The organism is Olleya sp. KJ81-1, assembly GCF_055808135.1.
On the sequence record NZ_CM147854.1, the window covers coordinates 3,072,523 to 3,096,941 of the forward strand.

Here is a 24,419-nt window from a genome sequence, read left to right on the forward strand (position 1 = left end):
ATCATTAATAAAAAAACGAACAGCACATGTTTTTTAAATCACAAGAAGGTAAATCAAAAATTTTAAGTCTTTACAATCAAAAGTTGAATGAGCTGAATATTGAATATTCAGAAAAATTGATACAGAACCAATTTGGGGCTACTAATGTTATAATTACTGGGGACACTAAAAACCCTCCATTAGTGCTAATTCACGGCACAGGTGGTTGTGCACCACAAATTTTAGATTCGTTTCCAAATCTAAGCTCTAAATATTGTGTTTATGCAGTTGATGTCTTAGCCCAACCCACCAAAAGTGCTGAGAATCGATTAGATATGAAATCTTTGGATTATGGCAAATGGTTGGTTGAAGTCATTCAGAAGTTAGACCTTACGGCAGTAACATTGGTTGGGTTTTCATTTGGTGGATTTATTTCTTTAAAGACTTTAGAATTTGATGAAACCCTTATAAAAAAGGCGTACCTCATTGCGCCAGTTTACATCGTAAACGGTAACCCTTTTACAGGATTGTTTAAAATGTTTATGCCCTTAAAGAAATTCACAAAAACGAATAAAAGTAAGTATCTCAAAAAAGTCATGAATGTCCTCTTTAGTGAAGCCGATGATTTTGCTTTTCAATTCATGGGGACTACGTTTCAAAATTGCAACATGGATTTTTCGCCGTTGCCGGTTATTTCAAAAAATTCAGCAAAAGAAATTAATACACCAATTACCATTTTCGCTTCAGAAAAGGATATCCTGTTTCCAGGCAAAAAAATGGTAAAACGCGCCGAAAGAGTTTTTCCGACACTAAGCGAAACAGTATTACTGGAAGGTTCAAAACATGTCCCGAATGCTAAGAATTTTAAAAAAATAGAAGATTTAATTATTGATAAAAACTAACATTGAAATGACACAAGAATTTAAATTTTCAAATTTTCCCAAATCCAATATAATTTCAATAAATGGAATTGAGTTAGAAGTATTTGAAGCAGGTAAAGAAAATATGGGTAATCCAATTGTACTTTGTCATGGTTTTCCCGAACATGCCTTTTCATGGCGTTATCAAATACCAGCGCTTGCTAAAGCTGGTTATCATGTCATTGTTCCAAATCAAAGAGGATATGGTAATTCATCTTGCCCTAAAGGAGTAACAGCATATGATATCACCCATTTAACAGGTGATTTGGTGGCTTTGCTTGATTATTACAACTACAAAGATGCTGTTTTTGTGGGTCATGATTGGGGTGCAAATGTAGTTTGGAACCTTGCACTCTTACATCCAGAGCGTGTAAATAAAATCATAAATCTTGCACTACCTTATCAAGAACGAGGTGAAAAACCATGGATTGAGTTGATGGAAGCGTTTTTTGGAGACGATTTCTATTTTGTTCATTTCAATAAAAAACCAGGAGTAGCAGATGCTGTATTAGAGAACCATGCAGAAAATTTTCTTCGTAATTTATTTCGTAAGAATGTACCTCTTGCACCACCAGAACCAGGAATGTTAATGATGAATCTTGCAAAAGCAGAAAAACCCCTTGGTGAGCCTATTATGAACGACGATAATTTGTCTGTATTTGTTACGGCCTTTAAAAATTCTGGGTTTAATGGCGCTATTAATTGGTATAGAAACCTTGACCGAAACTGGCACGTATTAGCAGATTTAGACCCAATCATCAAACAGCCTACGCTTATGATCTATGGTAATTTAGATATGATTCCAAAATTTGAAAGACTACAGGATTTTGTTCCGAATTTGGATGTGATTAGTTTGCATTGTGGCCATCATATTCAACAAGAATTACCACAAGAAACAAATGAATCGATTTTAAAATGGTTGGCAAAGTTTAATGGTTAAAAAAGAAATGGAAACAAGAATGGCAATTTATAGAGAGGAAGCAGAATTTGTTGGAGACTATAGACAAGCTTTAATTTTTGGATCTATTTTATAAGCGTAAACTCATTAATAAATATCCTTTTCACATAACGTCAACACTTATATTATGAATATAAACGATCAACTAAACACCATTAAAGACTACTATTCGCCAAAAATAATTGGCGAAGTAAACGATGTGTTCATAAAACTAGTTAAAATTCAAGGAAATAAAGTGCCTTGGCATCATCATAAAAATGAAGATGAATTATTTTATGTTCTTAAAGGAAGTCTTGTTTTTGAAATAGAAAACCAAGAACCATTTACAATGAAAAAGGGGGATTTATTCATTGTAAAAAAAGGAATTAATCATAAAGTCAGTTCTAAAAAGGAATGCCATTTAATGCTTATTGAAAATAAATCAGCTTTGCATACAGGAAATGTAATCCATGAGATTACAAAATCTATTAAAAATCAAATGGATTGATCCTTAGTTTAAATTACACAAATACTTAAACATCATTCTATCAGAATTTCAATTTAGGATTAAAATAATATTAGGTCTGAAGCATGGTATGTTAAAATAGATAGCTGTAGAACTTTATGAACCAATTAAAACTATAAATAACAATTAATAAAAATAATAAAATGAACAACCGATTTAAAATAGTATTGGCAATAGGACTCATTATTGTCTTTCAACAATTCGTAACAGCTCAAGGACATCAAAATCAACAGTTTTTACAAAAAGTAGGTGTTTTAGATAGTCTCTATTCCAAAGTATTAGACGAGTCAAGAACGATTTATGTGCAATTGCCTGCAAGTTATACCCCTGAGAAAAGTCAAAATTACCCTGTAGTCTATATTTTAGATGGAGAAATGTTTCTTCCTACCGTCAATGATGTGCAAAACTATTATAGCGGTGGTTTTACACCAGAAATGGTTCTTGTGGGTATTGCTAATGATAAAAATAGAGTTCGAGACTTAACGACGTCTACCATAACCACGAAATATGGTATGCCTTTCAATGAAAAAAACGGAGAGGCGGATAATTTCAGGACGTTCATTGAGACAGAATTGATTCCTTTTATAGAAAGCAAATATCCTGTAACTAATTACAGAACGCTAATTGGTCATTCTTACGGAGGTCTATTTACTATTTCCACACTACTAAAGCAACCCGATTTATTTGCGAATTATTTAGCCATAGATCCAAGTCTGGATTGGGACAATCAAAAGCTATTAAAAGAAGCCCAAAACGTATTTGCTAAACAGAATTATACAAACAAAGCCTTGTTTATGTCACTTGGCGGACAGTTACATATGCAAAACCCGGAAATAACGATAGACAATGTTATGCAGGATACAACTGATTTTACAGTATTCGCCCGTTCGAATATTGCCTTTTCAAACACGGTAAAACAAAATATTGAAAACGGATTGTCTTTTAACTGGAAATTTTACCCCAAAGATATTCATGGAACTGTGCCATTCCCGTCAATTATGGACGGTTTAATTTCAATGTTTGAATGGTACCAAATGGAAAATACGGATAAAATAAATTCATTTGACACATCCAAAGAAGAGCTTTTCAGTGCAATAAAATACAGAGAAGAGAAACTCAAAAAGCATTTTGGATATACTGAACCACCTTATCCAGAAGAACTTTTAACTATGTTGGGTTATATGAATATAGACATGCAACAACCTGAAAAGACGAAAATGTACTTTGAACTTGCCACGGAGTATTATCCTGAAAGCGCAAACACTTATAATTCTATGGCCGACTACTATGAAGCAGAAGGCGACTTTACTAATGCCATTAAATATGTAACTAAAGCTTTTGAAATAAGTGGTGACGATGGCTACAAGAAAAGAATTGAGGAACTTAAAAGAAAATAACAAAGCCTAATATTTTGTATGAGTAATAACAGAGTAGAAGTCTTATTGGAAACTACCACGCAATCTGCCACTAAACATACAATTTATCGTTGCCATTAAAAACTGCAACAGTTTAATTAATTTATCGTCTTTCAGTAAAATTTCAAAAATGAATAGAATAAAAACTCTCTTTTTTCTAATATCAATAATCTTTTTCACAAACTGTCAAAACAAAAACAATCCGACGGAAAAGTATTTGTCTGAAACAACAATAAACCAAATAGACACATTGATGAAAGTGTCATTTGACCGTGGATTATTCAACGGGAATATCCTTATTGCAAAGGGCAATAATATTATATATCAAAATGAATTTGGATATTCAGATGCCTCTAGATCAAAAAAACTTAGTAGAAACTCAATATTTAATATTGGTTCTATAGCAAAAGAATTCAACGCTGTTGCGATAATGATTTTAAATGAAAGAGGGTTACTTAATCTAGATGATAAAATCTCAAATTTTGAATTGCAATTACCAGAATGGTCAAACACCATTAGCATTAGGCATCTACTTCAATATACAAGTGGACTGCCAAGAATCAACTGGAACAATATTAAGAATGACCATGATATCTATAATGATATAAAGAATATTAAACGTCTAAATTTTGAACCTGGTACAGATTACTTGTACAGCAACAATAATATTTTTCTACAAAGAAGAATTGTTGAACAAGTATCTGGAATGAGTTTTAATGATTTCATTCAAAAAAACCTACTTATTCCTGGCGGTATGACAAATGCTATTATTGACGCGGATACTCAAAACCCTGAATTAGTAACCGCATTTAATAATACTTTTGTAAATGATAGAGCAATGGATATCGAATTCTCTGGTTGGGTAAACCCTACTGCAAATGATATGTATAAATGGATAATCAACTTACATTCAGGACAATTTATATCTAATAAATCGTTAATTACTTTATTTGATTCGCATTCTAAGGAGAGTTCTTCTGCTTTAGGAATTGGGGTAATTGAGAATGACACTTTGCTAATTCATCAACATCATGGATCATCTTTTAATTATGAATCTTTTATCCATTATAATGTGAAAGAAGATTTATCAATCGTTTTAATGACAAATAATAAAAACCGCAAGCTTCGAGAAATAACTGATGCAGTCGAAAATATTTTAAAAGGCAATTCCTTTTCAATACCACAGAAGTCTATTTATTTCGCAATTAGAGAAAAATGTTATGATAATGCTAATGAGGGAATTCAGCTTTATAAAAACTTTAAAAAGCAAAATTTTTCTGAATATAATTTTTCGGATGAAAATGAATTAAATCAACTTGGCTATGATTTGATTAAGAAAGGTCAAATAGAAGAGGCTATTAACATTTTTACATTACTTATCTCAGAATTCCCAAATTCATCAAATGCATTTGATAGTATGGGCGAAAGTTATTTCTTAAATGACCAATTTGAATTATCAAAAATAAGCTATCAAAAATCTTTAGAACTCAATCCTGAAAATACAAATACAGAAGAAATGATAAACAGAATTGAAAAAATAAATGTAAAAACAAACTAATGGCAGCAACGTGTATAATTGCTTCGCCAGTTCGCTGCGCTCGTGTCATTGCTAGTTCTAGCCTACTTTCGAAAGTTCTCGCTGACTTTCTATCTGCGATTTATTTGCTAAATCAGGTGCTTAAACATACAACGAATCTTATAAAATCACATTGTGTGATAATGAGAAAAATTGAACTTACTTGAATAAAATTAAACAAAAAATGATTAATAAAAGTTTTGAAAAAGCAAAAGAGCAAAGCAAATTATTAGAAAATGATTTGTATGAGAATCCTCAAAAGTACCGCGTATTAACGGGAGATAGACCTACAGGTAATTTGCATCTTGGACACTATTTTGGCTCAATTATAAACCGATTAAAATTACAAAGCTTGGGAATTGAGACTTATATTTTAATTGCTGATTATCAAGTGTTGACAGATAGAAATGTTTTTAATGAAATTTCAAAATTCACATATGAACTAACTTTGGACTATTTAGCCTGTGGATTAGACCCTGAAAATTATAGAACTCATATTTTTCCACATAGTCATATTCCTGAATTAAATCAACTAACTATTCCATTTCTGACATTAGTTTCCAGTTCAGAATTAAACAAAAATCCAACTGTTAAAGAAGAAATTACTGCTTCAGGGATGAATACTATTAATGCAGGAATGTATATCTATCCAGTTCACCAAGCTGCTGACATTTTGTTTTGTAAGAGTAATGTGGTTCCTGTTGGAAAAGACCAATTACCTCACATAGAATTAACTCGGAAAATTGCAAAGCGCTTTAATACCAAATTCAATAAAAATATTTTTATAGAACCAGTTGCACTTTTTACTGATACCCCTACTATTCTTGGGTTAGACGGTATTCAAAAAATGAGTAAAAGTCGCAACAATTCAATTATGATAAAGTCAACCGCTGATGAAACAGTAAAACTAATAAAATCTGCCAAAACTGATTCAAGTCGTTACATATCTTACGACCCCGAAAACAGACCAGAGGTTTCCAACTTACTTAAGTTAGCTTCCTTATGTTCAGATATAAGTCCAACAGATATTGCTGATAAAATTGGCGACCAAGGTGCAGGAAAACTTAAACAACTAACAGCAGAAGCTATAAACACATATTTTGAGTCTATTCGAAAAAAAGAATAGAGCTTGAAAAAAATAAAGACTATGTCAGAGATATTTTGCTTAAAGGAATAAGCAAAGCGAGAGAAACAGCTATTGAAACTTTAAGTGAAGTCACTGAAGCAATGAATATGAAGATATAATGGCACTACCCACAATTTAATAACAAATAACTTATGAAATTTTGATAGTAAAAAAATTAGAGAATACAACATTTGATATAATCGTTGATTGTTTTTTAAGGTCTTTCGAGAATTACTATGTTAAAGTTCCAACTGACAAAAATTATTATAAAGAGAGATGGAAAATAGCAAAAGTTAATTATGCTCTTTCTTATGGAATGTTTGATGGAGATAAATTAGTTGGATTTATAATTAACGCCATAGATAAACGTAATGGAGAAAAAATAGCCTTTAATACCGGAACAGGTGTACTTCCAGAATATAGAGGAAGAAGAATCGTTAAATCGATTTACGATTTTGCTATACCAGATTTAAAAATAAATGGAGTTACAAAATGTTCATTAGAGGTAATCATTGAAAATATTAAAGCAATAAAATCTTATCAAAGAATTGGATTCGAAATTTGTAAAACATTTAATTGTTTCAGTGGAAAAATTAAATTAATCTCAAATGCTAAAATTGAGATGAATAAAGTTGACTATAATACTTTTGATTGGGGAAAATTACCTAATCAAAATTTATATTCTTGGGATTTTAACTTAGAAGTAATTAAAAACGGAGATTACGATTACTATCAAATTACAAAGGATAATTTTCTTGAGTCTTTTTTTGTTGTAAACCCCAAAAATGAATATTTAGCACAATTTGAGATTTTAAAAGAAAGTGATGGCTGTTGGAATAGATTATTTAAAGGGATAAAAGAAGTTTCAAACTCAATAAAAATAATAAATGTTGATACAAGATTAAACGAGAAAATAAATTTTATCAATTCAATTGGATTATCGAATACTGTTAATCAATATGAAATGGAAATGAATATATAAACTGTAGCCAACAATGGCTTATCGTGAGGCGCGCCTCATTACGCGATACACATTGGACGTTAGCGCAATGTAGCAAAACTACCAACTCTTCGTCTTCCATAAACAAATCAATTATTAAAACCTTATGCCTGAAAATTTATCGAAACGAAAAGAAACTTGGAAAACAATCTTTCTATTTCTTGCAATCGTTATTCTTCTTACTTCACCTTTTCATTATGCCATAGTTAATTTATATCCATCACGAATATATGTTGGAGCTATAATGTGGTGTCCTGCAATTGCAGCCTTCATTACCTTAAAAATAAAAGGTCGTAAGATTTCATCTCTAAATTGGAATTGGGGAAATTGGAAATATATTAGACTTTCTTATTTTATTCCTGCTTTATATGGCTTAATCACTTATATACTCATTTGGGTTTTAGGTTTTGGAAGTTTAACAAATGAAGAAGCAATTACAGATTGGGGAAAAGAACTTGGTTTGATTGGAATAGGAACTTTAAATCCTACATCAATTGCAATCATAGCTATTATCTTATTAGGAACTATCGAAGTAATTAGAGCAGCGGCAACAACATTAGGGGAAGAGATTGGATGGCGAGGATTTTTTATTTATGAATTAAGAAAAGCAATTAAAGAAAAATTATAACTGAAAAACACAGCGGCTAATACCGTGTATAATTGCTTCGCCAGTTCGCTGAGCTCTTGTCATTGCTAGTTATAGCCTACTTACGAAAGTCCTCGCTGACTTTTGCTGCGCACAGTTCGCAAAGCTCGTGTCTATCTGTGATTTATTTGTTAAATCAGTTGCTTAAATGCGTAACGAATCTTACACAATCACATTAAAACCAATATAGATCAACATATGAAAACAAAAATCACAATCTTACTATCAGCACTAATTCTGATGTCGTCATGCCAGCCATCAATCGAAGACACTGTTGATTTAAATGTTCAAAATTGGATTCATGGTTCTCAAAACTGTGAAAATAATATTGACCCACCAATTCAGGTCGTTAAGTATAATAGCAATACTTATATTTTACGTCAAAACAAGTGTATAAATTACGAAGCGCCTTTTATGTTTCTATTTTTTGGTGAGAACAAAGCGCTATTAATGGATACTGGAGCTACTCAAGAAGATGATATTTTTCCGCTTTATGAAACTGTAAATAAAATTATTAACGATTGGTCTAAAAAAAATGGAGCGGTTGAATTAATTGTGGCTCATACGCATAAGCATGGAGACCACTATGCTGGCGATGGACAATTCAAAGGAAAACCGAACACTTCTGTAATCGGTCTTAAAGTTAAAGATGTACAAGATTTTTTTAAGATAGCAAACTGGCCCGAAGAAGTTGTAGATTATGATTTAGGAAATCGCATGATGAAAATAATACCAATTCCTGGACACCAAGCGTCTTCAATTGCGGTTTATGATACTTCGACGAAAATTCTCTTGACTGGAGACACTTTTTATCCTGGTAGACTATACATAAATGATTGGATTGCTTTTAAAATGAGTATTGAAAGACTTGTAAAATTCACCGACATTAATGAGGTTTCAACCATACTTGGAAATCACATTGAAATGACTCAATCAGCTGGAGTTGATTACCCCATGGGAAGTATCTACCAGCCTAAAGAACACCAACTTCCGTTAAGTGTGCTCACATTAAATGAACTTTCAAATGCTCTAACAAAATTGGGAGATACACCAACAAAAAAATTCATGATAGCTTCATAATATATCCGGTCGATTAAAAACACAGACATTAACAAAGACGTAAAAAGCTCATAACTAATAAGATGAATGATATGAAACCACAAAAGAAATCCTTTAATATTAAAATACTTGTAGAAATAACAATTGTATTCCTAACTATATTGAGCATAAAACACCTTGCGGATTATTTCGACGTAATTGGTGCTGGCTCATTAGCAATTTGGTGTGGTATTATAGTTAGTACGATTTTCATGAAACAAAAAAAATAAACTGGAAAGAGTTTGGGCCTAAGATTCCAAAAGGTACAAAAAATTGGATGATTAATATATTGATAGCACTTGGCACTGTAATACTAGTTTTTTCAATTATGGGACTAATTGTAAAACCAATATTGGAAAGTTTTGGTCTAACGAACCCAGCAGGTGCAGCTGATAGATTTGCTTTTTTTATGGGAAAACCTCTTGTGTTTATAGGTCACCTCATTACAGTTGTTTGGTTTGGTGCAGCCTTAGGTGAAGAATTGTTATTTCGTGGATATTTACTAAATAGATTGGTTGATTGTACTGGAAATAATACATTGGGAATAATTATAGCATTAATTATACATGCTGTAATATTTGGAATGTTACACATTTACCAAGGATTAGCAGGTGTTATTGCCACTGGTTGTATTGCCCTTATATTTGGTTCAATTTATTTTATAATTAAGCGAAAACTTTTTCCTATAATAATTGCACATGGAATTATTAACTCTCTTAGTCTTATTGGATTATATTTTAATAATGGCGTTATAAGTTAGAGATAAAGAATTGTATAAAACCTACAGCCAACAACAAAGATGTATATAGCAAATAGAGCAATCCTCTGCTGAGATTAGCGTGAAGCACGATATTATATTAAGTTATAAATTCTCTTGTCTTCAATCAGTATTTTTTAAGAGCAATTAATCCAAGCCTTAAATATTCCATAGCTTAAATTCTTAAAATTAATAACTAACGCTTATCGCTTCTTATTCGCGCTCATGTATTTCTTTTTTCTATTTTTAAAGAAAATACGTTGCTTTGTAATTCATATGAGTTTAAGTTATACCAAGAAAATATCAAAAACCCGTTTGTATTGGCTTTGCCAATTGATGGGCTGGTGCTTGGTGTCAACTTATTGGGCATACACCGTATATACTAGAGATAATTATGGAATTTTCTATACATTTTTAAATTATGTTTTAGATGTGGCAATTGGAATTTTCTTGACGCATATGTATAGAATATATGCATTAAAAGCTAACTGGAGTCAGTTGCCAATTAAAAAGTTACTTATTCGTGTTATTCCAAGTATCCTTTTGTTAGCGCTTCTATACGTGTTAATAAATAACTTAAAATGGTATACGTACTGGACTTTTATTGCAGGCGAGGATAAAAATTTATTTGAAGCCATCACGTATTGGGATCCAATTTTACTTACCGGACTTCGACTAATGTCTATTTGGATATTGGCGTATCACTTGTATCATTACTATCAAAAAGAAGTGGTTACAGCAAGAGAGAATGCTCAACTTTACTTAATCGCAAAACAAGCCCAGTTAGATAATTTATCAGCGCAATTAAATCCCCATTTCTTATTCAACTCATTAAATTCTATTAAATCATTAGTCATCGAAAACCCAAACGTTGCAAGAAGAGCTATTGATTTATTATCAGATTTACTGCGGTCATCATTATATGAAAAAGACAAAGATCTAATTAGCATTAAAAATGAATTGGCTTTAGTTTATGATTACATTGAATTAGAAAAGATGCGTTTTGAAGAACGACTGCAACTCAAAACGAATATTGAAGAAGGCCTTGGTCAATATAAGATTCCCACCTTAAGTATTCAGTTGTTGATCGAAAACGCCATTAAACATGGCATCGATTTAAAAGTTGATGGTGGCGTTATTAACTTAAAAATTAAAAAGAAGGATAGTCATATTTATATTACAGTTGAGAATCCTGGAATAATAAATCAAAATAAAAGTGTTGGATTAGGTCTCGAAAATTTAAAAAAACGCTTAGAAATTCAATATAAAGGTAAGGCTGTTTTTAGTTTAACAGAGAATGAAAATAACCATGTCTGCGCAGAACTAATAATTCCAATGCATATAAACGATGAAAAGATATAAAACCATAATCATTGATGATGAACGTTTAGCGAGAGAAGAAGTAAAACGTGCATTAGAAAAACATAAAGAGTTTGAAATAATAGGCGAAGCTAGTCATGTAGATGAAGCCATAACTTTAATTGAAGACTTACAACCAGACTTATTGTTTTTAGATATTCATATGCCTGGGAAATCTGGTTTTGATTTACTGGAAGAATTAACAAATGTACCTGACGTCGTTTTTACAACGGCCTATGATCAATATGCTGTAAAAGCGTTTGAGATGAATGCTTTAGATTATTTGGTAAAACCTTTAAGAGATGAACGTTTTTCTAAAACTATTGAAAAGGTAAAGGAAGAATTGTCGAATAGGGTAAAATTAGAGCCTACCACCTTACCGATGCATCAAAAAATCTTTATAAAAGATGGTGAAAAATGTCATTTTATTCCACTCACAGAGATTTACTTTATTGAATCTTTAGAAAATTATGCGCGTCTTTATTTTGGTTCAGATAAAGCCATGATAAAGCGTTCTTTAAATTTGCTTGCAGAGAAATTAGACCCTAAAGTCTTTTTCCGTGTGAATCGAAGTCAAATGATTAACATACATTACATCAAAGAGATTCACCCATACTTTAATAATAAATTACAAATTATATTAACCACTGGTGAAAAAGTAGAAGTCTCTAGCAGGCAGTCCGTTAAGTTTAAAAACTGGAATAGTTTATAAAGAGAAAATCGCTGAGTTTTCTAACGTTCATTGACTTTTATTTACGCTCATGTACTTTTCCTTTTTTGATAGAAACAGACGTCTTTACTTTGTACCACAATTAATTTAAAAGCCTTATTATGAAGTATTTAAAAGTAGTATTTAATATAGAAAGAACCGTATATCTAGTGCTAATTTCAGTGTTGATATCTTGTAATGAAAACACTGTTTCAGTAGCAGAACAACCAACCTTAGCCGATTATAAAGTGGGAGAACAATGGACTTGGAAGTATAAAGGCGTAACCACTGAAGGCGAAGTGCGTTCAGAAGGGGAAGACACAAGAGAAATAGTTAATATGAATGGCGGTTTAGGTATGGTGATTGAAAAAGATACGATTCCAGTTTCGGACATTGTAAAGCCAGAAGAAAGCGAAACACCAAGATACAAATGGCCTTTAGAGGTTGGTAAAACGTGGCGATATGAAAAAAATTGGACAAGTCAAGATGGTACCACAGGAACACAAAGTCAAGATGCAAAAGTATTATCCTACAAAGAAGAAACGGTAGACGCTGGTACCTTTATGGCGTACACCATAGAATACAAGGGAACGGTTTCTAATTCTAGAGGATACAACGCACAAACAGATGAAGTTTGGTTGTATGCACCAGAACTAAAAAACTTTATTAAAATGACGCAAACTCAAGACGGCTTTTTATACAATGAAGAGTTAATCAAATATGTATACCCAAATAAGAAATAGTTCTGTTTGCTATCAATTTTCAAACGTAAAACAATGAAAAAATTAGTCCTGATATTATTTTTAATCTCAATTAGCGTTACTTCTTTTGCACAAGAATTGCGATTTAAAAAGGTGAAACTATCAGATTCAGTAGCGCTTGAAAACCAAATGCAGCAATTAGCAATACAATGTGACATTCAAAGTTTATCAGCAATAGACCAGTTTAAGTTCCAGTTAATAAGAGGTGAATATAAAGACGCCTTAACTTCAATAAAAAAAAGAATAGCAGAAACACCAAGAGATCAAAGTCAGTATTTAGATGTCTACAAGTATTATGTAGAGGCAAAGCTTTCTACGAACTTTAAAGATGCGTTTAAAAACTCTTACAGCAAATACATAAAGAATTCTGATGACATACAAGTTATTAACTTAGATAAGGCTCTGATAGTTAGAGATCCTACAGATTATTATGTGAGTAAATTTAATAATACGTATACTAGTATTAAATCAGAAAAAATAACACAGGCAACAGCTACGGATTTAGTAAAAAAATATTTTTTAAGCACTGTATTTTCATCAACTAGAGTTATTTATTTTGATGAAATTAAACAAGATCATAAACGCAGATATGTCATAAATGATAGTATCGTCATTCCTATGAAAGATGGTGCCGAAGTTTCAATGGTAGTAGTTAAACGCAAGGGAAATTCAACAGCTAAAAAATCTGCCATACTAGTGTCTTCTATTTACGCAGGCACCAATGAGGCCTCTGCCATGTTATCAGCTTCCAAAGGCTATATTGGCGTGATTGCCAATACAAGAGGAAAAAGATTGAGTCATAGCGACATAAAACCACTTGAATATGAACATACTGATGTGTATGAAGTCATTGATTGGATTAGTAAACAAGCTTGGTCTAATCAAAAAGTAGCCATGTTTGGAGGTAGTTACAATGGTTTTACACAATGGGCTTCTATGAAACACAATGTGCATCCTGCATTAAAAACCATTGTACCCATGGTTGCTATTGCACCAGGAATTGATTACCCCATGGAAAATAATGTCCTACACAATTATTCGTATTCCTGGAATTTTTATGTCACCAATAACAAGTTTTTAGATTTTGAAGCTTCAAATAATTTTAATCGTTGGAATAACTTAAAAAACACCTGGTACAAAACAGGCATTGCGTTTAACAAGTTAGATAGTTTAGATGGACAGACAAATACATTATGGAACACCTATATGCAACATCCTAGTTATGATGATTTCTGGAAAAAAATGATTCCATACAAGCAAGAATTTGCAAAAATTGACATTCCGATTTTAACCATAACAGGGTATTATGATGACTCACAAGGAGGAGCCATGTATTATTTCAATGAGCATTATAAATACGCAAAAAATCCGAATCATTATTTGTTAGTTGGGCCTTATGACCATTGGACTGCACAAACGAAACCCGAAGAAAGTCTAAGAAATTACAAATTAGACAAAGCTGCTTTAATACATATTGAAGAAGATCTAATTTATCAATGGTTTGATTATATTTTAAACGGAAAAGCAAAACCGAGTATTTTAAAAGATAAAGTCAACTTCCAAGTCATGGGCACCAATACATGGATGCACAAACAAAGTTTAAGCGCTATGACAAATGATACTTTACAGTTTTATTTAAGTGCTGATAAAACCAACGATTTTTATGCTTTAAAACCGAAAGCAAATAACTCAGAGATTGAAATGTCTATTGATTTTAAGGATCGAAAGAACATGACCAACATAGACTATTATCCTTGGCCTTTAGAAAAAGAGAATATCAATTTTAAAGATGGGTTAATTTTTAAATCTGAAACTTTAAAGGAAGATGTTATCATCAACGGTTCTTTTTTCGGGAATCTTGAATTTTCAATAAATAAAAAAGATGTTGATTATTCTGTAATCGTATATCAATTAACGCCAGAAGGAAACTATTTTCATTTAAGTTATTATATTGGTAGAGCGAGCTATGCTAAAGATCGAGAACAGAGAAATTTATTGACACCGAATCAAAAGACGCAAATATCTTTCGACAATTCGAAACTAATCAGTAAAAAATTAGAAAAAGGGAGTCGCATTGTAGTGGTGGTTAATGTCAATAAAAACAATAATGCTCAAATTAATTATGGTACTGGAAAGGATGTTAATAAAGAAAGTATTAAAGATGCTGAAATTCCTTTGAGCATAACTTTTACAGGAAATAGCAGTATTTCTTTACCAATTTGGAACTAATTTCAATAACTATTAGAATCTCATCTCTTTTAGTAAAATAAAGTCTAAATGTGCCTTTATTTAAAGGAATAAGCGCAGATGTCATAAAGATGTCATAAGCTTGGCGCAAGTGTCAAAGGCTAATGTATTTAATTTTGTTCACTGAACATTAAATACAAATCAATGAATAATTTTTTTACAACACTCACTTTTCTTTTCATTACATATTTTAGCGTTAGTCAGAGCTATGAATCAAAAATAGATTCCATAGTTGCTATAAGTTACAATCAAAACGAGCCTGGTATTTCAATTCTGGTAGCAAAAGAAGGAGCATCTATTTATAGTAAATCTTTTGGAAAAGCTAATTTAGAATTAAATACACCTTTACAAAAGAGTAGTGTATTTCAGATTGGTTCAATTACAAAACAATTTACCGCAGTTTCAATTTTAATGCTAGCAGAGCAAGGCAAACTGAATATTGAGGATAATATTGGAAAATACATTCCTGAATATGTCGAGATTGGAAAAGATATTACCATTCACAATCTATTGAATCATACTTCGGGAATAAAAAACAGAACACCTGTTGGTGACAAGGGTTTTATTTCTAAAACTAATATGTCACCTACAGAACTTATTGCATATTTTAAAGATGAACCTTTGGAGTTTAAACCAGGAGAGCGTTTTAAATACAGCAATGCCGGCTATATTATACTAGGGCGAATTATTGAAATCGTTTCTGGACAACCTTACAGTGATTTTATAGAACAACATATTTTTGATAAAATAGGAATGAAGAATTCATCCTGTGGAGATACGAAACAAGGTATTCCAAACCCTACTAAGGGTTATATCATTGAACAAAATGATTTTGTAAAATCAGATGATATCAATTTGTCTTTAGCATATTCCGCGGGAGCTATTTTATCTACCACAGAGGATCTTTTAAAATGGCAAAATGCATTACTTTCAAACACACTTTTAAAAGCTTCTAGTATAAAACAAGCTATGACACCAACCTCATTAAACAGTGGGAAAAGAGTACCTTATGGATATGGTTTTCGATTTTCGAAATTGGGGAATTCTCCTGTAATTGCCCACACAGGAAGTACGAAGGGGTTTACCAGTATTGCGCTGTTTTTACCTAAAGAGAAACTGTATATAACTGCATTAACCAACTGTAATTGTAAGAATGTAAATAACGTGGCGAAACAAGTTGCTGAATTATTTGTAAGTATACCAGATGATAAAATAACAGAGGCTAAGCATAATCAACCTGAGAGAAAATCAATTAATGTACCTTCTGAAATATTAAGTGACTATACAGGTACTTACGAGGTTAAACCAAATGTAAACCTTACTATAGGATTGGATAACACAAATCAATTATACTTATTAGCTCCAGGTCAAACTAAAAAGGTTGAATTATTTGCTGAAACTCAAAATCATTTTTTTGTAAAAATTGTAGATGCAGAAATCACGTTTAATAAAAATGAAGCGAATAATGTTATTAGCTTAACGATGAATCAATCTGGTCGTAAAATTATCGCAAAAAAGAATTAGGATGAAAAACAAGGAAAAAACATCTTTACAGCAAGCCATTTATTATGCTAAAGCACCCATCATAATTGCATTAATTTTAACTCCAGTTAGATATGGTTTAGAATTATTGGGATTGCCTGAAAATGCTATTTTTATTATCGGGCTACTTTGGCTTACCTTAGGGATTGCTATATATCTAGGTATTAAATTAGGTAATCAAAAACAAGCTTACAAGATTCTTTTATTAAGCTTACTTATTTACTCACCTATTTCAAGGATTCCAGTTGCTATACTTTGGTGGGTAGATACAAAATGGGAAATTGGCACTCATTATGGATTATATTATGATAATTTTGGGCAAGCGCTATTAAATCATGTGATTTATGGGTCGTTAGTTCAATTGGTTCCTGGATTTTTATTAGGAATAGTAACCATAACAATAATGAGGTACAGAAAAACTTTAACTAAAAACAAACCTTTAGAAAATGGATAATAACTATTTAGCTTTAAGAGTAAAAGAATTGAGAAACCAGAAAGGGATGTCACAAGAATTTCTAGCAGAAGAATCTGGTTTAAGTTTACGAACTATTCAACGCATCGAAAAAGGGGAATCAAACCCTACAGGTGAGTCATTGAAGCGATTAGCCAATGCCTTAAATGTAAGTCCAGATGAGTTGATAGATTGGTCCGTAAAAGAAGATAAAAAGTATTTAACGTATCTCAATCTCTCTGCACTGTTATTTCTGGTCTTTCCATTGCTAGGGGTTTTAATTCCATTTATACTTTGGACATCAAAAAAAGGTAAGATAAAAAATAGTAATAAGTTGGGTAAAGATTTAATCAATTTCGAAATCACGTGGACCATTCTGTTATTTTTTATCCCAATAGTATTGTTCACCATATCAAAAATTGGACTCACAGACCAAATAACGTTAAGTACATTTTTTATGGTTATTGGCTTTTTGTATGTCGCCAATTTAATTTTAATATTGATCAACACACTGAGAATAAACAATGAAAAAGAGGTGATATATAGTCCTCGATTTAAGTTTTTAAAATAAAAGGCAATGAATATCATCGTTAACAGCCATATAGTATCAACTCAAAAAATATAAAACTATGAAATACAAATGTCCGAAGTGTGATAATACCACTTATGAAATTGGAGAAATGAAAGCCACAGGTGGTACGTTGTCGAAAATATTTGTTACCAAACATATAAAGCAAACTATGAGAACTTTTACATTTGTGATTTTATGTATTCTTCTTTTTGGAGCACAAACGACGTTCGGACAGAATAAAACGGATATTATAATTGGAAGTCAGTTCATTATTAAATCTAGTATTTTAAATGAAGAAAGAACTTGTTTAATAAGTATTCCTGATTCATATAATGATTCAACTGAAGTGGCGAAAAAATATCCAATTATCATATTATTGGATGGATATACTCATTTTAAAACAGCATCTGGAATAGTACATTTTATGAGTTCCAATAGAAACCGAAACAATTTAATGCCAGAAAGTATTATTATAGCCATAAAAAATGTTGACCGTGAACGAGATTTTACCGTTACAAAAATTAAGACATTAAATTAATTACTTCCATGCCATTTTGCCCAATCTTGCAGGTTTCCAAATAAAACGTTTTTTCCATTAGAGCCGTTGGTAAGGATAATAATACCTGATTTTGATTCAAAATCGAGCATAAAACCAGATTGCCATCCTTCATTAGAACCACCATGACCAGATAATGTAAAATCCCCAAAACGATTCATAATCATATAACCCATTCCGTAATTCCCTTTGGATAGTTCGGTAGGTTTTATCAAAAGAGCAATGCTTTCTTCTGACAAAACAGGATTTTTTGAAAATGATGCTTTTGCAAAAAGAATAAGATCATCTATTGTTGTATGCAAACCTGCTGCTGCTTGCGCATTAAAAAGGCGTAATGGGATTTCATTTCCTTCTTCATCATAGGCCTTTGCAGAATTTTTTAAAACCTTTTTACTAATATTAAAACTTGTTTGTTTCATTTTTAAAGGCTTAAAAATATGTTCTTTCATGTAATCCGCAAAAGATTTCCCACTAACGTCTTCAATAACTAATTGCAATATAGAATAACCACCACCTGAATATTTCCATTTGCTTTCTGGTTCCATAACGAGTTCTACTTTCTCATCTAGATTAGTAGTTCCGGATAACGATGCATCAATTGAAGTTAATTCATCTTTAGTTTCATAACCGTTGTAACCATGAACAGACAAACCTGCAGTATGTTGCAATAGATTCCTGATAGTTACTTTATCTGAATCAAATTCACTAGATGGTAATTTCCAATTCAAAAGATATTTTGAAGCTGGAGCATCTAAATTAAGTTTTTGGTCTTCTACCAATTTCATAATTCCCCAAGCTGTAAACATTTTTGATATAGAACCAATATTAAAGCCTGTTTTACTATTTACAATCTCGTTTTCTGATACATCAGAAAACCCATATTCTTTTTTAATAATAACGTCGCCATTTTTAATAATAGCCAATGCCAATCCAGGTACTTTATTGTCTTGCAATGCCTTTGGTGTAGTTTCATTTAAAGTTTTTAATAGTTCTTTCTCAGAACTCGTTTGAGCATTTACAAATAAGGTTGATAATGCGATTGTAATAATTGTAATTAAAGTTTTCATATGTATTTAGTTTTAAATTCGATGTAAACCTAGAGCTGAATATTCGTTAATTAGAACTATTTTGATGAAGCTAGCGTATCAAATGGTAATCAACTCATTATGATATTTAAAGTACCTTTATCATTAAATTTGATACGTTTACAATATGAAAAGAGACGTTCATAAAATAAAAGCTGTAACCTTGAATATGCAATATAGATTTGTGTCAAAATCATAAATAAATTAAAATCATGACACATAAAAAACTTTATAAAGCAGCAGCAGTTCTATCTGTAATCATTATTATTTTGATGCTAATCTTAAGAAACGCTCAAAGCGAAATATTCGCAGTGCTTTCAAGTTCATTGGGTTTAGTAGTCTTTTACACCCTTTTGAATTATCTCTTTCAAACTGAAAAAATAAAATTTGGGACTTCTAACCTTCGATTAAAATATCTCTTTTTAGGAATAAGTATTCCGCTTTTAATATTTGCTATTGATGCTACTACAGATTTAGATGGAGGCTTTCTAAAGAATAGCGTAAGAATTCTTTTAGCAATTGCAGTTGCTTATTTAATTTTCTATTGGACCTACGAATACCGAAAAAGTATTCAAAAACTTAAAAAGGATAAATTAGAAGCCGAATTGATGCTATTAAAAAATCAAATAAATCCTCATTTTTTCTTTAACACACTTAACAATTTGTATGCCTTAATAAAAAAGGATGCTGATGCAGCTCAAGACTATGTCCTAAAATTATCAGATTTAATGCGATTCACTATTTACGATAGCGGAAAGGAAAACGTGCAGTTAAAAGATGAAATAGATTATTTAATAAATTTTATTGATTTACAAACTGCCAGATACCATAAAGACATTGATGTGAATTTTGAAAAATCAATTAAAAATCCAGAAACAAAAGTGGCACCTTTGTTATTCATTATCTTGCTAGAAAATGCTTTTAAACATGGCATTGAAAAAGCAACAGATAATGCATTTGTTCATTTACAACTTATTGAAGATGAAAATAAAATAAGTTTCACAGTTAAAAACAATTATGATGCTGAAGAATCATCAGAAGACAAAGGTATTGGGCTCAAAAATTTAAAAGATCGCTTAAATTTATTATATCCAAACACACATCAATTGTATAATAAAATTGAAGAAAACACCTATTCAACAACATTAGATATATATAAGAAATGATAAAATATATAATTGTAGACGACGAAACTGCCTCTCATGATAATATTAAAGATTATGCGAGTAATTTGTCTTATCTATCATTCCAAAAAAGTTGTTATAATGCTTTTGAAGCCCTAGACTATTTAAATAAGCATTCTATTGATCTTATTTTTTTAGATATAAATATGCCAAAGCTTTCTGGTTTAGAGTTTTTAAAAACACTTTCTAATCCGCCAAAAATTATCATTACTACAGCCTACAAGGAATTTGCCTTAGAAGGTTATGAATTGAATATTGACGATTATTTATTAAAACCATTTAATTTCAGTCGTTTTGTAAAATCTGTTAGTAAAGTTTCCGATGCATTATCAATTAAAGCCAGCCCAATACAAAATACGGAAACCATAGAAGACACTAAGATTTTTATAAAGGAAGATAAAAAATACTACCAGATAAAGTTAAAGGACATTCTGTTTTTAGAAGCCTATGGAAACTATGTAAAGATTAATATGGTTGATAAAGTGATTGTTTCTCATCAAACGCTAACATCCTTTACACATAATTTACCAGAGACACAATTTATAAGGATTCACAAATCTTTTATTATCTCAATAGATAAAATAGAATTAATTGAAGGTAATAGAATACATCTAAGGAATCACAAAATTCCAATAGGAAAAATGTATAAGCTTAATGTAAATCGATTAATAAAATAAAATCAATTTTGACATTAACCTGTAATAATTCCTAATTTAAGCCACCAACCAATAAAACAACACTATTGAGTAGCGATTTTTACAACACATCCATTTTACCATTCGCAGGAATAATTATCAAATTATGTCGAGCTTACACCAGTTCACAACAAGATTTTGAAGACTATTACCAAGAAGTGTGTTTACAAATCTGGAGGAGTAAGGACAATTTTCGCGAAGAATCGCAATGGAGCACTTGGGTGTATCGCATTTCATTAAACGTCTGTTTAACCTTACTTAAGAAAAAGAAAAACAATGTTCAGCATTTTGTGTCTGATTCTATAACTGCTGAAGAAACCGAAAACAACTACGCGTTTTCAGACGAATCTCTAAATTTATTATATGATGCCATAAGAAAACTATCGGAAATAGATAGAGCCGTTATCATGCTTTATTTGGAAGAAAAATCGCAAAAGGAAATTGCTGAAATTATAGGAACGAACCCAAATAATATTGGTGTACGTGTTAAAAGAATTAAAACTAGATTAAAAAAATTATTAGATGGAAAAATCAATTGAAAACATTTGGAAAGAAGGTTTTCTCAAGAGCGACGCACTAGTAGTCCCAAAAATAAACAATCTTTACAACCAAAAATCAATTCATATCATTGATAAATTTAAAAGAATGTTTAAAATAAATTTGATTGCCATTGTGGCATTCTCGTTTGCTTTTTTAGTCGTCTCTTTCATTATAGGAATTCCCATAACAGGTATCATATTTTTTGTTACTCTTTCAGTTCTTGTTGTTATTAATAAGAGGTTATTAAACGATTTAGAGAAAATCGATATAGGTATTAGCAGTTATCAATACTTAAAAGCATTTAACCAATGGATAAACAAACAGGTATCTATCAACAAGAGATTTTCAAGGTTTTTGTATCCAATTATATTCATGTCATTGGTTTTAGGCTTTTGGTTTAAAGATGCCGAAGGCATGCCTTTAGGTGAAAGACTTGTAAATGAAATACTTGTTGGTTTTCCAGATACCTATTTAATATTTGGAATCCCACTCATCGGAATTGTTATCGTGGCAGTCATCTTGGTTTTGCTATTCCTTGTTGGAGGTCGAATTTATAAATGGGATTTAAACATCGTTTATGGAAGACTATTCAAAAAACTAGAAGAATTGATGACAGATATAGAAAGTTTAAGAAGCTAAACACCTGAATATAAGGTGTTTTAGTGTGATTTTTTAAAATAAATAAATTTTTGGTGTAATATTTTTTGGTTTGGGCCACTAACCAAGAAAACAGTAAAAATTATGACACTATTAAATGCAATTAACTTTTTTGAAAGTTTAAAAACTGAATCCTCTAAAAAATCTGAAATTAAGATTTATACTCAATTTATTGAGATTCTTAAAAAATTAGAAAATAGAGCATTTACCGCTAATGAAATTCATTCTATAGAAATGGAACTGGATAGCTTAAAACTAAACTCAAATCCAGACAATAGAAAAAAATTCTTTAAAAACGCACTGAGTAAATTTGAGACCTATTTAAAGGACACCTTTTCCTTGACTTCTCAAGGATACTATACAAACCTGAGTGTAACTTTAGGAATGTTATTCGGAGTTATAGCTGGAATTCTAATAGGTGAGCGTTTTGAAAGGTCTTTAGGGATTTCCGTTGGCATTTGTATGGGACTATTTATTGGCGCATTAATAGGTCGCCGTAAGGATGCTCAAGCTAAAGAAGCTGGAAACGTGCTCTAAAGTAAATCTAACTAAATCTCTCTTCAAATAGCTTCGATTACTAAATTAGTAATACTATTTTTTAATACCACAAGGCTAACGAAAATTTGGCCTAGACATCACCAATCAAAATTTAACGAACATGAAAACATTAACAATTATCATACTTTTAAATTTACTCGCCATTACTAGTGCACGTTCTCAAGATATTTCAGGACATTGGAACGGAACAACCAAAAGAGGCGATAAAGAAATCACTTTTGTTTTTAATATAAAACAAGAAAACGCTACGTATTCAACTACTATGGATGTTCCAACGTTTAGAATTGCTGGCATCAAACCATCAGCTACAACTTTTACAAATGGAAAGCTAATTATTGATGGCTCTAATGTTGGAATGAACTATACAGGAGTTTTTAATACTGAAGCACAACAATTTGAAGGTATTTACAAGGAAGGTGGCATAGAAATGGTCCTAAACTTAAAAAAAGGAACTATAAAAATAGAGGATTCGAAACGGCCGCAGGAACCTGTAAAACCCTACCCTTATTATGAAGAAGAAGTCATTTTTAAAAATAATGAAGCCAACATAACATTAGCAGGTACTTTAACCTTACCCAATAAAAACGGAAAATTTCCAGTAGTAATTTTAATTAGCGGAAGTGGTCCACAAGACAGAGATGAAAGTTTTATGGGACACAAACCTTTTTTAGTATTATCAGATTATTTAACAAGACAAGGCATTGGCGTATTGCGTTTTGATGATCGTGGAGTTGGAGAATCTACAGGAAATTTTGGTAAAGCAACCACAGAAGATTTTTCCAAAGACGTTTTGAGTGCCATCGCATACTTAAAAACTAGAAACGATGTAGATATTAAAAATATAGGTTTGATTGGTCATAGTGAAGGTGGTATTATCGCACCTCTAGCGGCTAACAACTCTAAAGATGTCGCTTTTATGGTGTTATTAGCTTCTACCGGAATTTCGGGAACAGAACTATCTGTAATGCAATCTAAAACATTGAGAGAATTTCCTGTTAAAGATGAGGTGGCTTATGAAAAAAACACAAGAAAAGCGATTGCAATTGTAATCTCTAATAAGAGTAAAACAGAAATTAAAATCGAATTGACAACTCATTATAATGAGTTTTTAAGACCCATTTTAACATCATTAAACGTACCAGAAAAGAATATCAATGCATTTATAGAAAACCAACTTAAAACAAGTTTACAACCTTGGTCACGCTATTTTTTACAATACAATCCTGCTGATGAAATTGAAAAATTACAAATTCCAGTGTTGTCATTAAATGGCAGTAAAGACACGCAAGTAAATGCAAAAATTAATCAAGAAGCTATAAGACAAGCACTAATCAAAGGCCAGAATAAAAATTATAAAATAGTGGAATTAGAAAACTTAAACCACTTCTTTCAGGAGTGTGAAACTGGAAAGATGGATGAATATAGAAAAATAGAACAAACATTTTCCCCAACAGCATTGAACGAAATAAAAAAATGGGTAATAGAACATCTGAAATAAGATATAAAATACTTGTAGTAACCTCT

The 24,419-nt window shown here is 31.3% G+C and carries 25 protein-coding genes; 24 read left to right on the forward strand and 1 reads right to left on the reverse strand.

The features are described 5' to 3' along the window. The first annotated feature begins 26 nt into the window (after window positions 1-26). From AC0L3M_RS14360 to AC0L3M_RS14445, 18 genes are all read left to right on the forward strand, one after another. Window positions 27-881, forward strand: a complete 855-nt coding sequence (locus AC0L3M_RS14360; RefSeq protein ID WP_290206429.1) for an alpha/beta fold hydrolase — start codon at window positions 27-29, stop codon at window positions 879-881. A gap of 7 nt (window positions 882-888) precedes the next feature. After that, window positions 889-1,839 carry an alpha/beta fold hydrolase gene (locus AC0L3M_RS14365; RefSeq protein ID WP_473431210.1) on the forward strand — a complete coding sequence of 317 codons (951 nt, stop codon included), beginning with the start codon at window positions 889-891 and terminating at the stop codon, window positions 1,837-1,839. A 145-nt stretch (window positions 1,840-1,984) separates the two neighbouring features. After that, window positions 1,985-2,344, forward strand: a complete 360-nt coding sequence (locus AC0L3M_RS14370; RefSeq protein ID WP_473431211.1) for a cupin domain-containing protein — start codon at window positions 1,985-1,987, stop codon at window positions 2,342-2,344. Between the two features lie 161 nt (window positions 2,345-2,505). Next, window positions 2,506-3,759 (forward strand): alpha/beta hydrolase-fold protein, encoded by a 1,254-nt coding sequence (locus AC0L3M_RS14375; protein ID WP_473431212.1) that lies wholly within the window; start codon window positions 2,506-2,508, stop codon window positions 3,757-3,759. Between the two features lie 148 nt (window positions 3,760-3,907). Then, the gene (locus AC0L3M_RS14380) at window positions 3,908-5,335 is read left to right on the forward strand and encodes a serine hydrolase (protein WP_473431213.1); all 1,428 of its coding nucleotides are present in this window, start codon (window positions 3,908-3,910) and stop codon (window positions 5,333-5,335) included. A 181-nt stretch (window positions 5,336-5,516) separates the two neighbouring features. Then, window positions 5,517-6,479 (forward strand): tryptophan--tRNA ligase, encoded by a 963-nt coding sequence (trpS, locus tag AC0L3M_RS14385; protein WP_473431214.1) that lies wholly within the window; start codon window positions 5,517-5,519, stop codon window positions 6,477-6,479. Between the two features lie 160 nt (window positions 6,480-6,639). Next, on the forward strand, window positions 6,640-7,461 hold the full coding sequence (locus tag AC0L3M_RS14390; protein ID WP_473431215.1) for a GNAT family N-acetyltransferase: 822 nt from the start codon (window positions 6,640-6,642) through the stop codon (window positions 7,459-7,461). A 124-nt stretch (window positions 7,462-7,585) separates the two neighbouring features. After that, window positions 7,586-8,107: a hypothetical protein gene (locus AC0L3M_RS14395; RefSeq protein WP_473431216.1), complete on the forward strand. Its 522-nt coding sequence runs from the start codon at window positions 7,586-7,588 to the stop codon at window positions 8,105-8,107. A gap of 216 nt (window positions 8,108-8,323) precedes the next feature. Then, window positions 8,324-9,205, forward strand: a complete 882-nt coding sequence (locus tag AC0L3M_RS14400) for an MBL fold metallo-hydrolase (RefSeq protein WP_473431217.1) — start codon at window positions 8,324-8,326, stop codon at window positions 9,203-9,205. Window positions 9,206-9,500: 295 nt separating this feature from the next. Beyond that, window positions 9,501-9,983: a CPBP family intramembrane glutamic endopeptidase gene (locus AC0L3M_RS14405; RefSeq protein ID WP_473431218.1), complete on the forward strand. Its 483-nt coding sequence runs from the start codon at window positions 9,501-9,503 to the stop codon at window positions 9,981-9,983. A 429-nt stretch (window positions 9,984-10,412) separates the two neighbouring features. After that, complete coding sequence (locus AC0L3M_RS14410) at window positions 10,413-11,342, forward strand: sensor histidine kinase (RefSeq protein WP_473431219.1); 930 nt, start codon at window positions 10,413-10,415, stop codon at window positions 11,340-11,342. Next, window positions 11,329-12,051, forward strand: a complete 723-nt coding sequence (locus AC0L3M_RS14415; RefSeq protein ID WP_473431220.1) for a LytR/AlgR family response regulator transcription factor — start codon at window positions 11,329-11,331, stop codon at window positions 12,049-12,051. The genes AC0L3M_RS14410 and AC0L3M_RS14415 overlap by 14 nt, the downstream gene beginning before the upstream one ends. Window positions 12,052-12,170: 119 nt before the next feature. After that, window positions 12,171-12,791 (forward strand): hypothetical protein, encoded by a 621-nt coding sequence (locus AC0L3M_RS14420; protein WP_473431221.1) that lies wholly within the window; start codon window positions 12,171-12,173, stop codon window positions 12,789-12,791. A gap of 33 nt (window positions 12,792-12,824) precedes the next feature. Beyond that, window positions 12,825-15,038, forward strand: coding sequence for a CocE/NonD family hydrolase (locus AC0L3M_RS14425; protein ID WP_473431222.1), 2,214 nt, complete (start codon window positions 12,825-12,827; stop codon window positions 15,036-15,038). A gap of 162 nt (window positions 15,039-15,200) precedes the next feature. Then, entirely contained in the window at window positions 15,201-16,580 is a 1,380-nt protein-coding gene (locus tag AC0L3M_RS14430) for a serine hydrolase (RefSeq protein WP_186844074.1), read from the forward strand. A 1-nt stretch (window position 16,581) separates the two neighbouring features. After that, complete coding sequence (locus tag AC0L3M_RS14435) at window positions 16,582-17,052, forward strand: hypothetical protein (protein WP_044634109.1); 471 nt, start codon at window positions 16,582-16,584, stop codon at window positions 17,050-17,052. Beyond that, window positions 17,045-17,620 (forward strand): helix-turn-helix domain-containing protein, encoded by a 576-nt coding sequence (locus AC0L3M_RS14440; protein WP_186844072.1) that lies wholly within the window; start codon window positions 17,045-17,047, stop codon window positions 17,618-17,620. The genes AC0L3M_RS14435 and AC0L3M_RS14440 overlap by 8 nt, the downstream gene beginning before the upstream one ends. 58 nt (window positions 17,621-17,678) lie before the next feature. After that, window positions 17,679-18,158, forward strand: a complete 480-nt coding sequence (locus AC0L3M_RS14445) for a zinc ribbon domain-containing protein (protein ID WP_290206426.1) — start codon at window positions 17,679-17,681, stop codon at window positions 18,156-18,158. Here the strand turns inward: AC0L3M_RS14445 and AC0L3M_RS14450 are convergent. Continuing rightward, window positions 18,155-19,243: a serine hydrolase domain-containing protein gene (locus AC0L3M_RS14450; protein ID WP_100818301.1), complete on the reverse strand. Its 1,089-nt coding sequence runs from the start codon at window positions 19,241-19,243 to the stop codon at window positions 18,155-18,157. The genes AC0L3M_RS14445 and AC0L3M_RS14450 overlap by 4 nt on opposite strands. Window positions 19,244-19,473: 230 nt before the next feature. Here AC0L3M_RS14450 and AC0L3M_RS14455 point away from each other — a divergent pair, with 230 nt between their 5' ends. From AC0L3M_RS14455 to AC0L3M_RS14480, 6 genes are all read left to right on the forward strand, one after another. Then, window positions 19,474-20,427 carry a sensor histidine kinase gene (locus tag AC0L3M_RS14455; RefSeq protein ID WP_052823525.1) on the forward strand — a complete coding sequence of 318 codons (954 nt, stop codon included), beginning with the start codon at window positions 19,474-19,476 and terminating at the stop codon, window positions 20,425-20,427. Continuing rightward, a complete protein-coding gene (locus AC0L3M_RS14460; protein WP_044633815.1) occupies window positions 20,424-21,122 on the forward strand; it encodes a LytR/AlgR family response regulator transcription factor in 699 nt (232 codons plus the stop codon). The genes AC0L3M_RS14455 and AC0L3M_RS14460 overlap by 4 nt, the downstream gene beginning before the upstream one ends. 65 nt (window positions 21,123-21,187) lie before the next feature. Beyond that, window positions 21,188-21,679 (forward strand): RNA polymerase sigma factor, encoded by a 492-nt coding sequence (locus AC0L3M_RS14465; protein WP_186844071.1) that lies wholly within the window; start codon window positions 21,188-21,190, stop codon window positions 21,677-21,679. After that, window positions 21,663-22,319, forward strand: a complete 657-nt coding sequence (locus tag AC0L3M_RS14470; protein WP_186844070.1) for a hypothetical protein — start codon at window positions 21,663-21,665, stop codon at window positions 22,317-22,319. Before AC0L3M_RS14465 ends, AC0L3M_RS14470 begins: the two co-directional genes overlap by 17 nt. Before the next feature lie 102 nt (window positions 22,320-22,421). Continuing rightward, window positions 22,422-22,874: a hypothetical protein gene (locus AC0L3M_RS14475; protein WP_290206424.1), complete on the forward strand. Its 453-nt coding sequence runs from the start codon at window positions 22,422-22,424 to the stop codon at window positions 22,872-22,874. Window positions 22,875-22,995: 121 nt separating this feature from the next. After that, the gene (locus tag AC0L3M_RS14480) at window positions 22,996-24,393 is read left to right on the forward strand and encodes an alpha/beta hydrolase family protein (protein ID WP_290206423.1); all 1,398 of its coding nucleotides are present in this window, start codon (window positions 22,996-22,998) and stop codon (window positions 24,391-24,393) included. Window positions 24,394-24,419: the final 26 nt, after the last annotated feature.

Bases quoted from the DNA above. Each gene is read 5' to 3' on its own strand.
- AC0L3M_RS14455 (WP_052823525.1), top strand. From the start codon at position 19,474: ATGACACATAAAAAACTTTATAAAGCAGCAGCAGTTCTATCTGTAATC.
- AC0L3M_RS14460 (WP_044633815.1), top strand. From the start codon at position 20,424: ATGATAAAATATATAATTGTAGACGACGAAACTGCCTCTCATGATAAT.
- AC0L3M_RS14440 (WP_186844072.1), top strand. From the start codon at position 17,045: ATGGATAATAACTATTTAGCTTTAAGAGTAAAAGAATTGAGAAACCAG.
- AC0L3M_RS14450 (WP_100818301.1), bottom strand. From the start codon at position 19,243: ATGAAAACTTTAATTACAATTATTACAATCGCATTATCAACCTTATTT.
- AC0L3M_RS14445 (WP_290206426.1), top strand. From the start codon at position 17,679: ATGAAATACAAATGTCCGAAGTGTGATAATACCACTTATGAAATTGGA.
- AC0L3M_RS14480 (WP_290206423.1), top strand. From the start codon at position 22,996: ATGAAAACATTAACAATTATCATACTTTTAAATTTACTCGCCATTACT.
- AC0L3M_RS14435 (WP_044634109.1), top strand. From the start codon at position 16,582: ATGAAAAACAAGGAAAAAACATCTTTACAGCAAGCCATTTATTATGCT.
- AC0L3M_RS14470 (WP_186844070.1), top strand. From the start codon at position 21,663: ATGGAAAAATCAATTGAAAACATTTGGAAAGAAGGTTTTCTCAAGAGC.
- AC0L3M_RS14405 (WP_473431218.1), top strand. From the start codon at position 9,501: ATGATTAATATATTGATAGCACTTGGCACTGTAATACTAGTTTTTTCA.
- AC0L3M_RS14425 (WP_473431222.1), top strand. From the start codon at position 12,825: ATGAAAAAATTAGTCCTGATATTATTTTTAATCTCAATTAGCGTTACT.
- AC0L3M_RS14365 (WP_473431210.1), top strand. From the start codon at position 889: ATGACACAAGAATTTAAATTTTCAAATTTTCCCAAATCCAATATAATT.
- AC0L3M_RS14370 (WP_473431211.1), top strand. From the start codon at position 1,985: ATGAATATAAACGATCAACTAAACACCATTAAAGACTACTATTCGCCA.
- AC0L3M_RS14360 (WP_290206429.1), top strand. From the start codon at position 27: ATGTTTTTTAAATCACAAGAAGGTAAATCAAAAATTTTAAGTCTTTAC.
- AC0L3M_RS14475 (WP_290206424.1), top strand. From the start codon at position 22,422: ATGACACTATTAAATGCAATTAACTTTTTTGAAAGTTTAAAAACTGAA.
- AC0L3M_RS14415 (WP_473431220.1), top strand. From the start codon at position 11,329: ATGAAAAGATATAAAACCATAATCATTGATGATGAACGTTTAGCGAGA.
- AC0L3M_RS14420 (WP_473431221.1), top strand. From the start codon at position 12,171: ATGAAGTATTTAAAAGTAGTATTTAATATAGAAAGAACCGTATATCTA.
- AC0L3M_RS14430 (WP_186844074.1), top strand. From the start codon at position 15,201: ATGAATAATTTTTTTACAACACTCACTTTTCTTTTCATTACATATTTT.
- AC0L3M_RS14395 (WP_473431216.1), top strand. From the start codon at position 7,586: ATGCCTGAAAATTTATCGAAACGAAAAGAAACTTGGAAAACAATCTTT.
- AC0L3M_RS14400 (WP_473431217.1), top strand. From the start codon at position 8,324: ATGAAAACAAAAATCACAATCTTACTATCAGCACTAATTCTGATGTCG.
- AC0L3M_RS14380 (WP_473431213.1), top strand. From the start codon at position 3,908: ATGAATAGAATAAAAACTCTCTTTTTTCTAATATCAATAATCTTTTTC.
- AC0L3M_RS14375 (WP_473431212.1), top strand. From the start codon at position 2,506: ATGAACAACCGATTTAAAATAGTATTGGCAATAGGACTCATTATTGTC.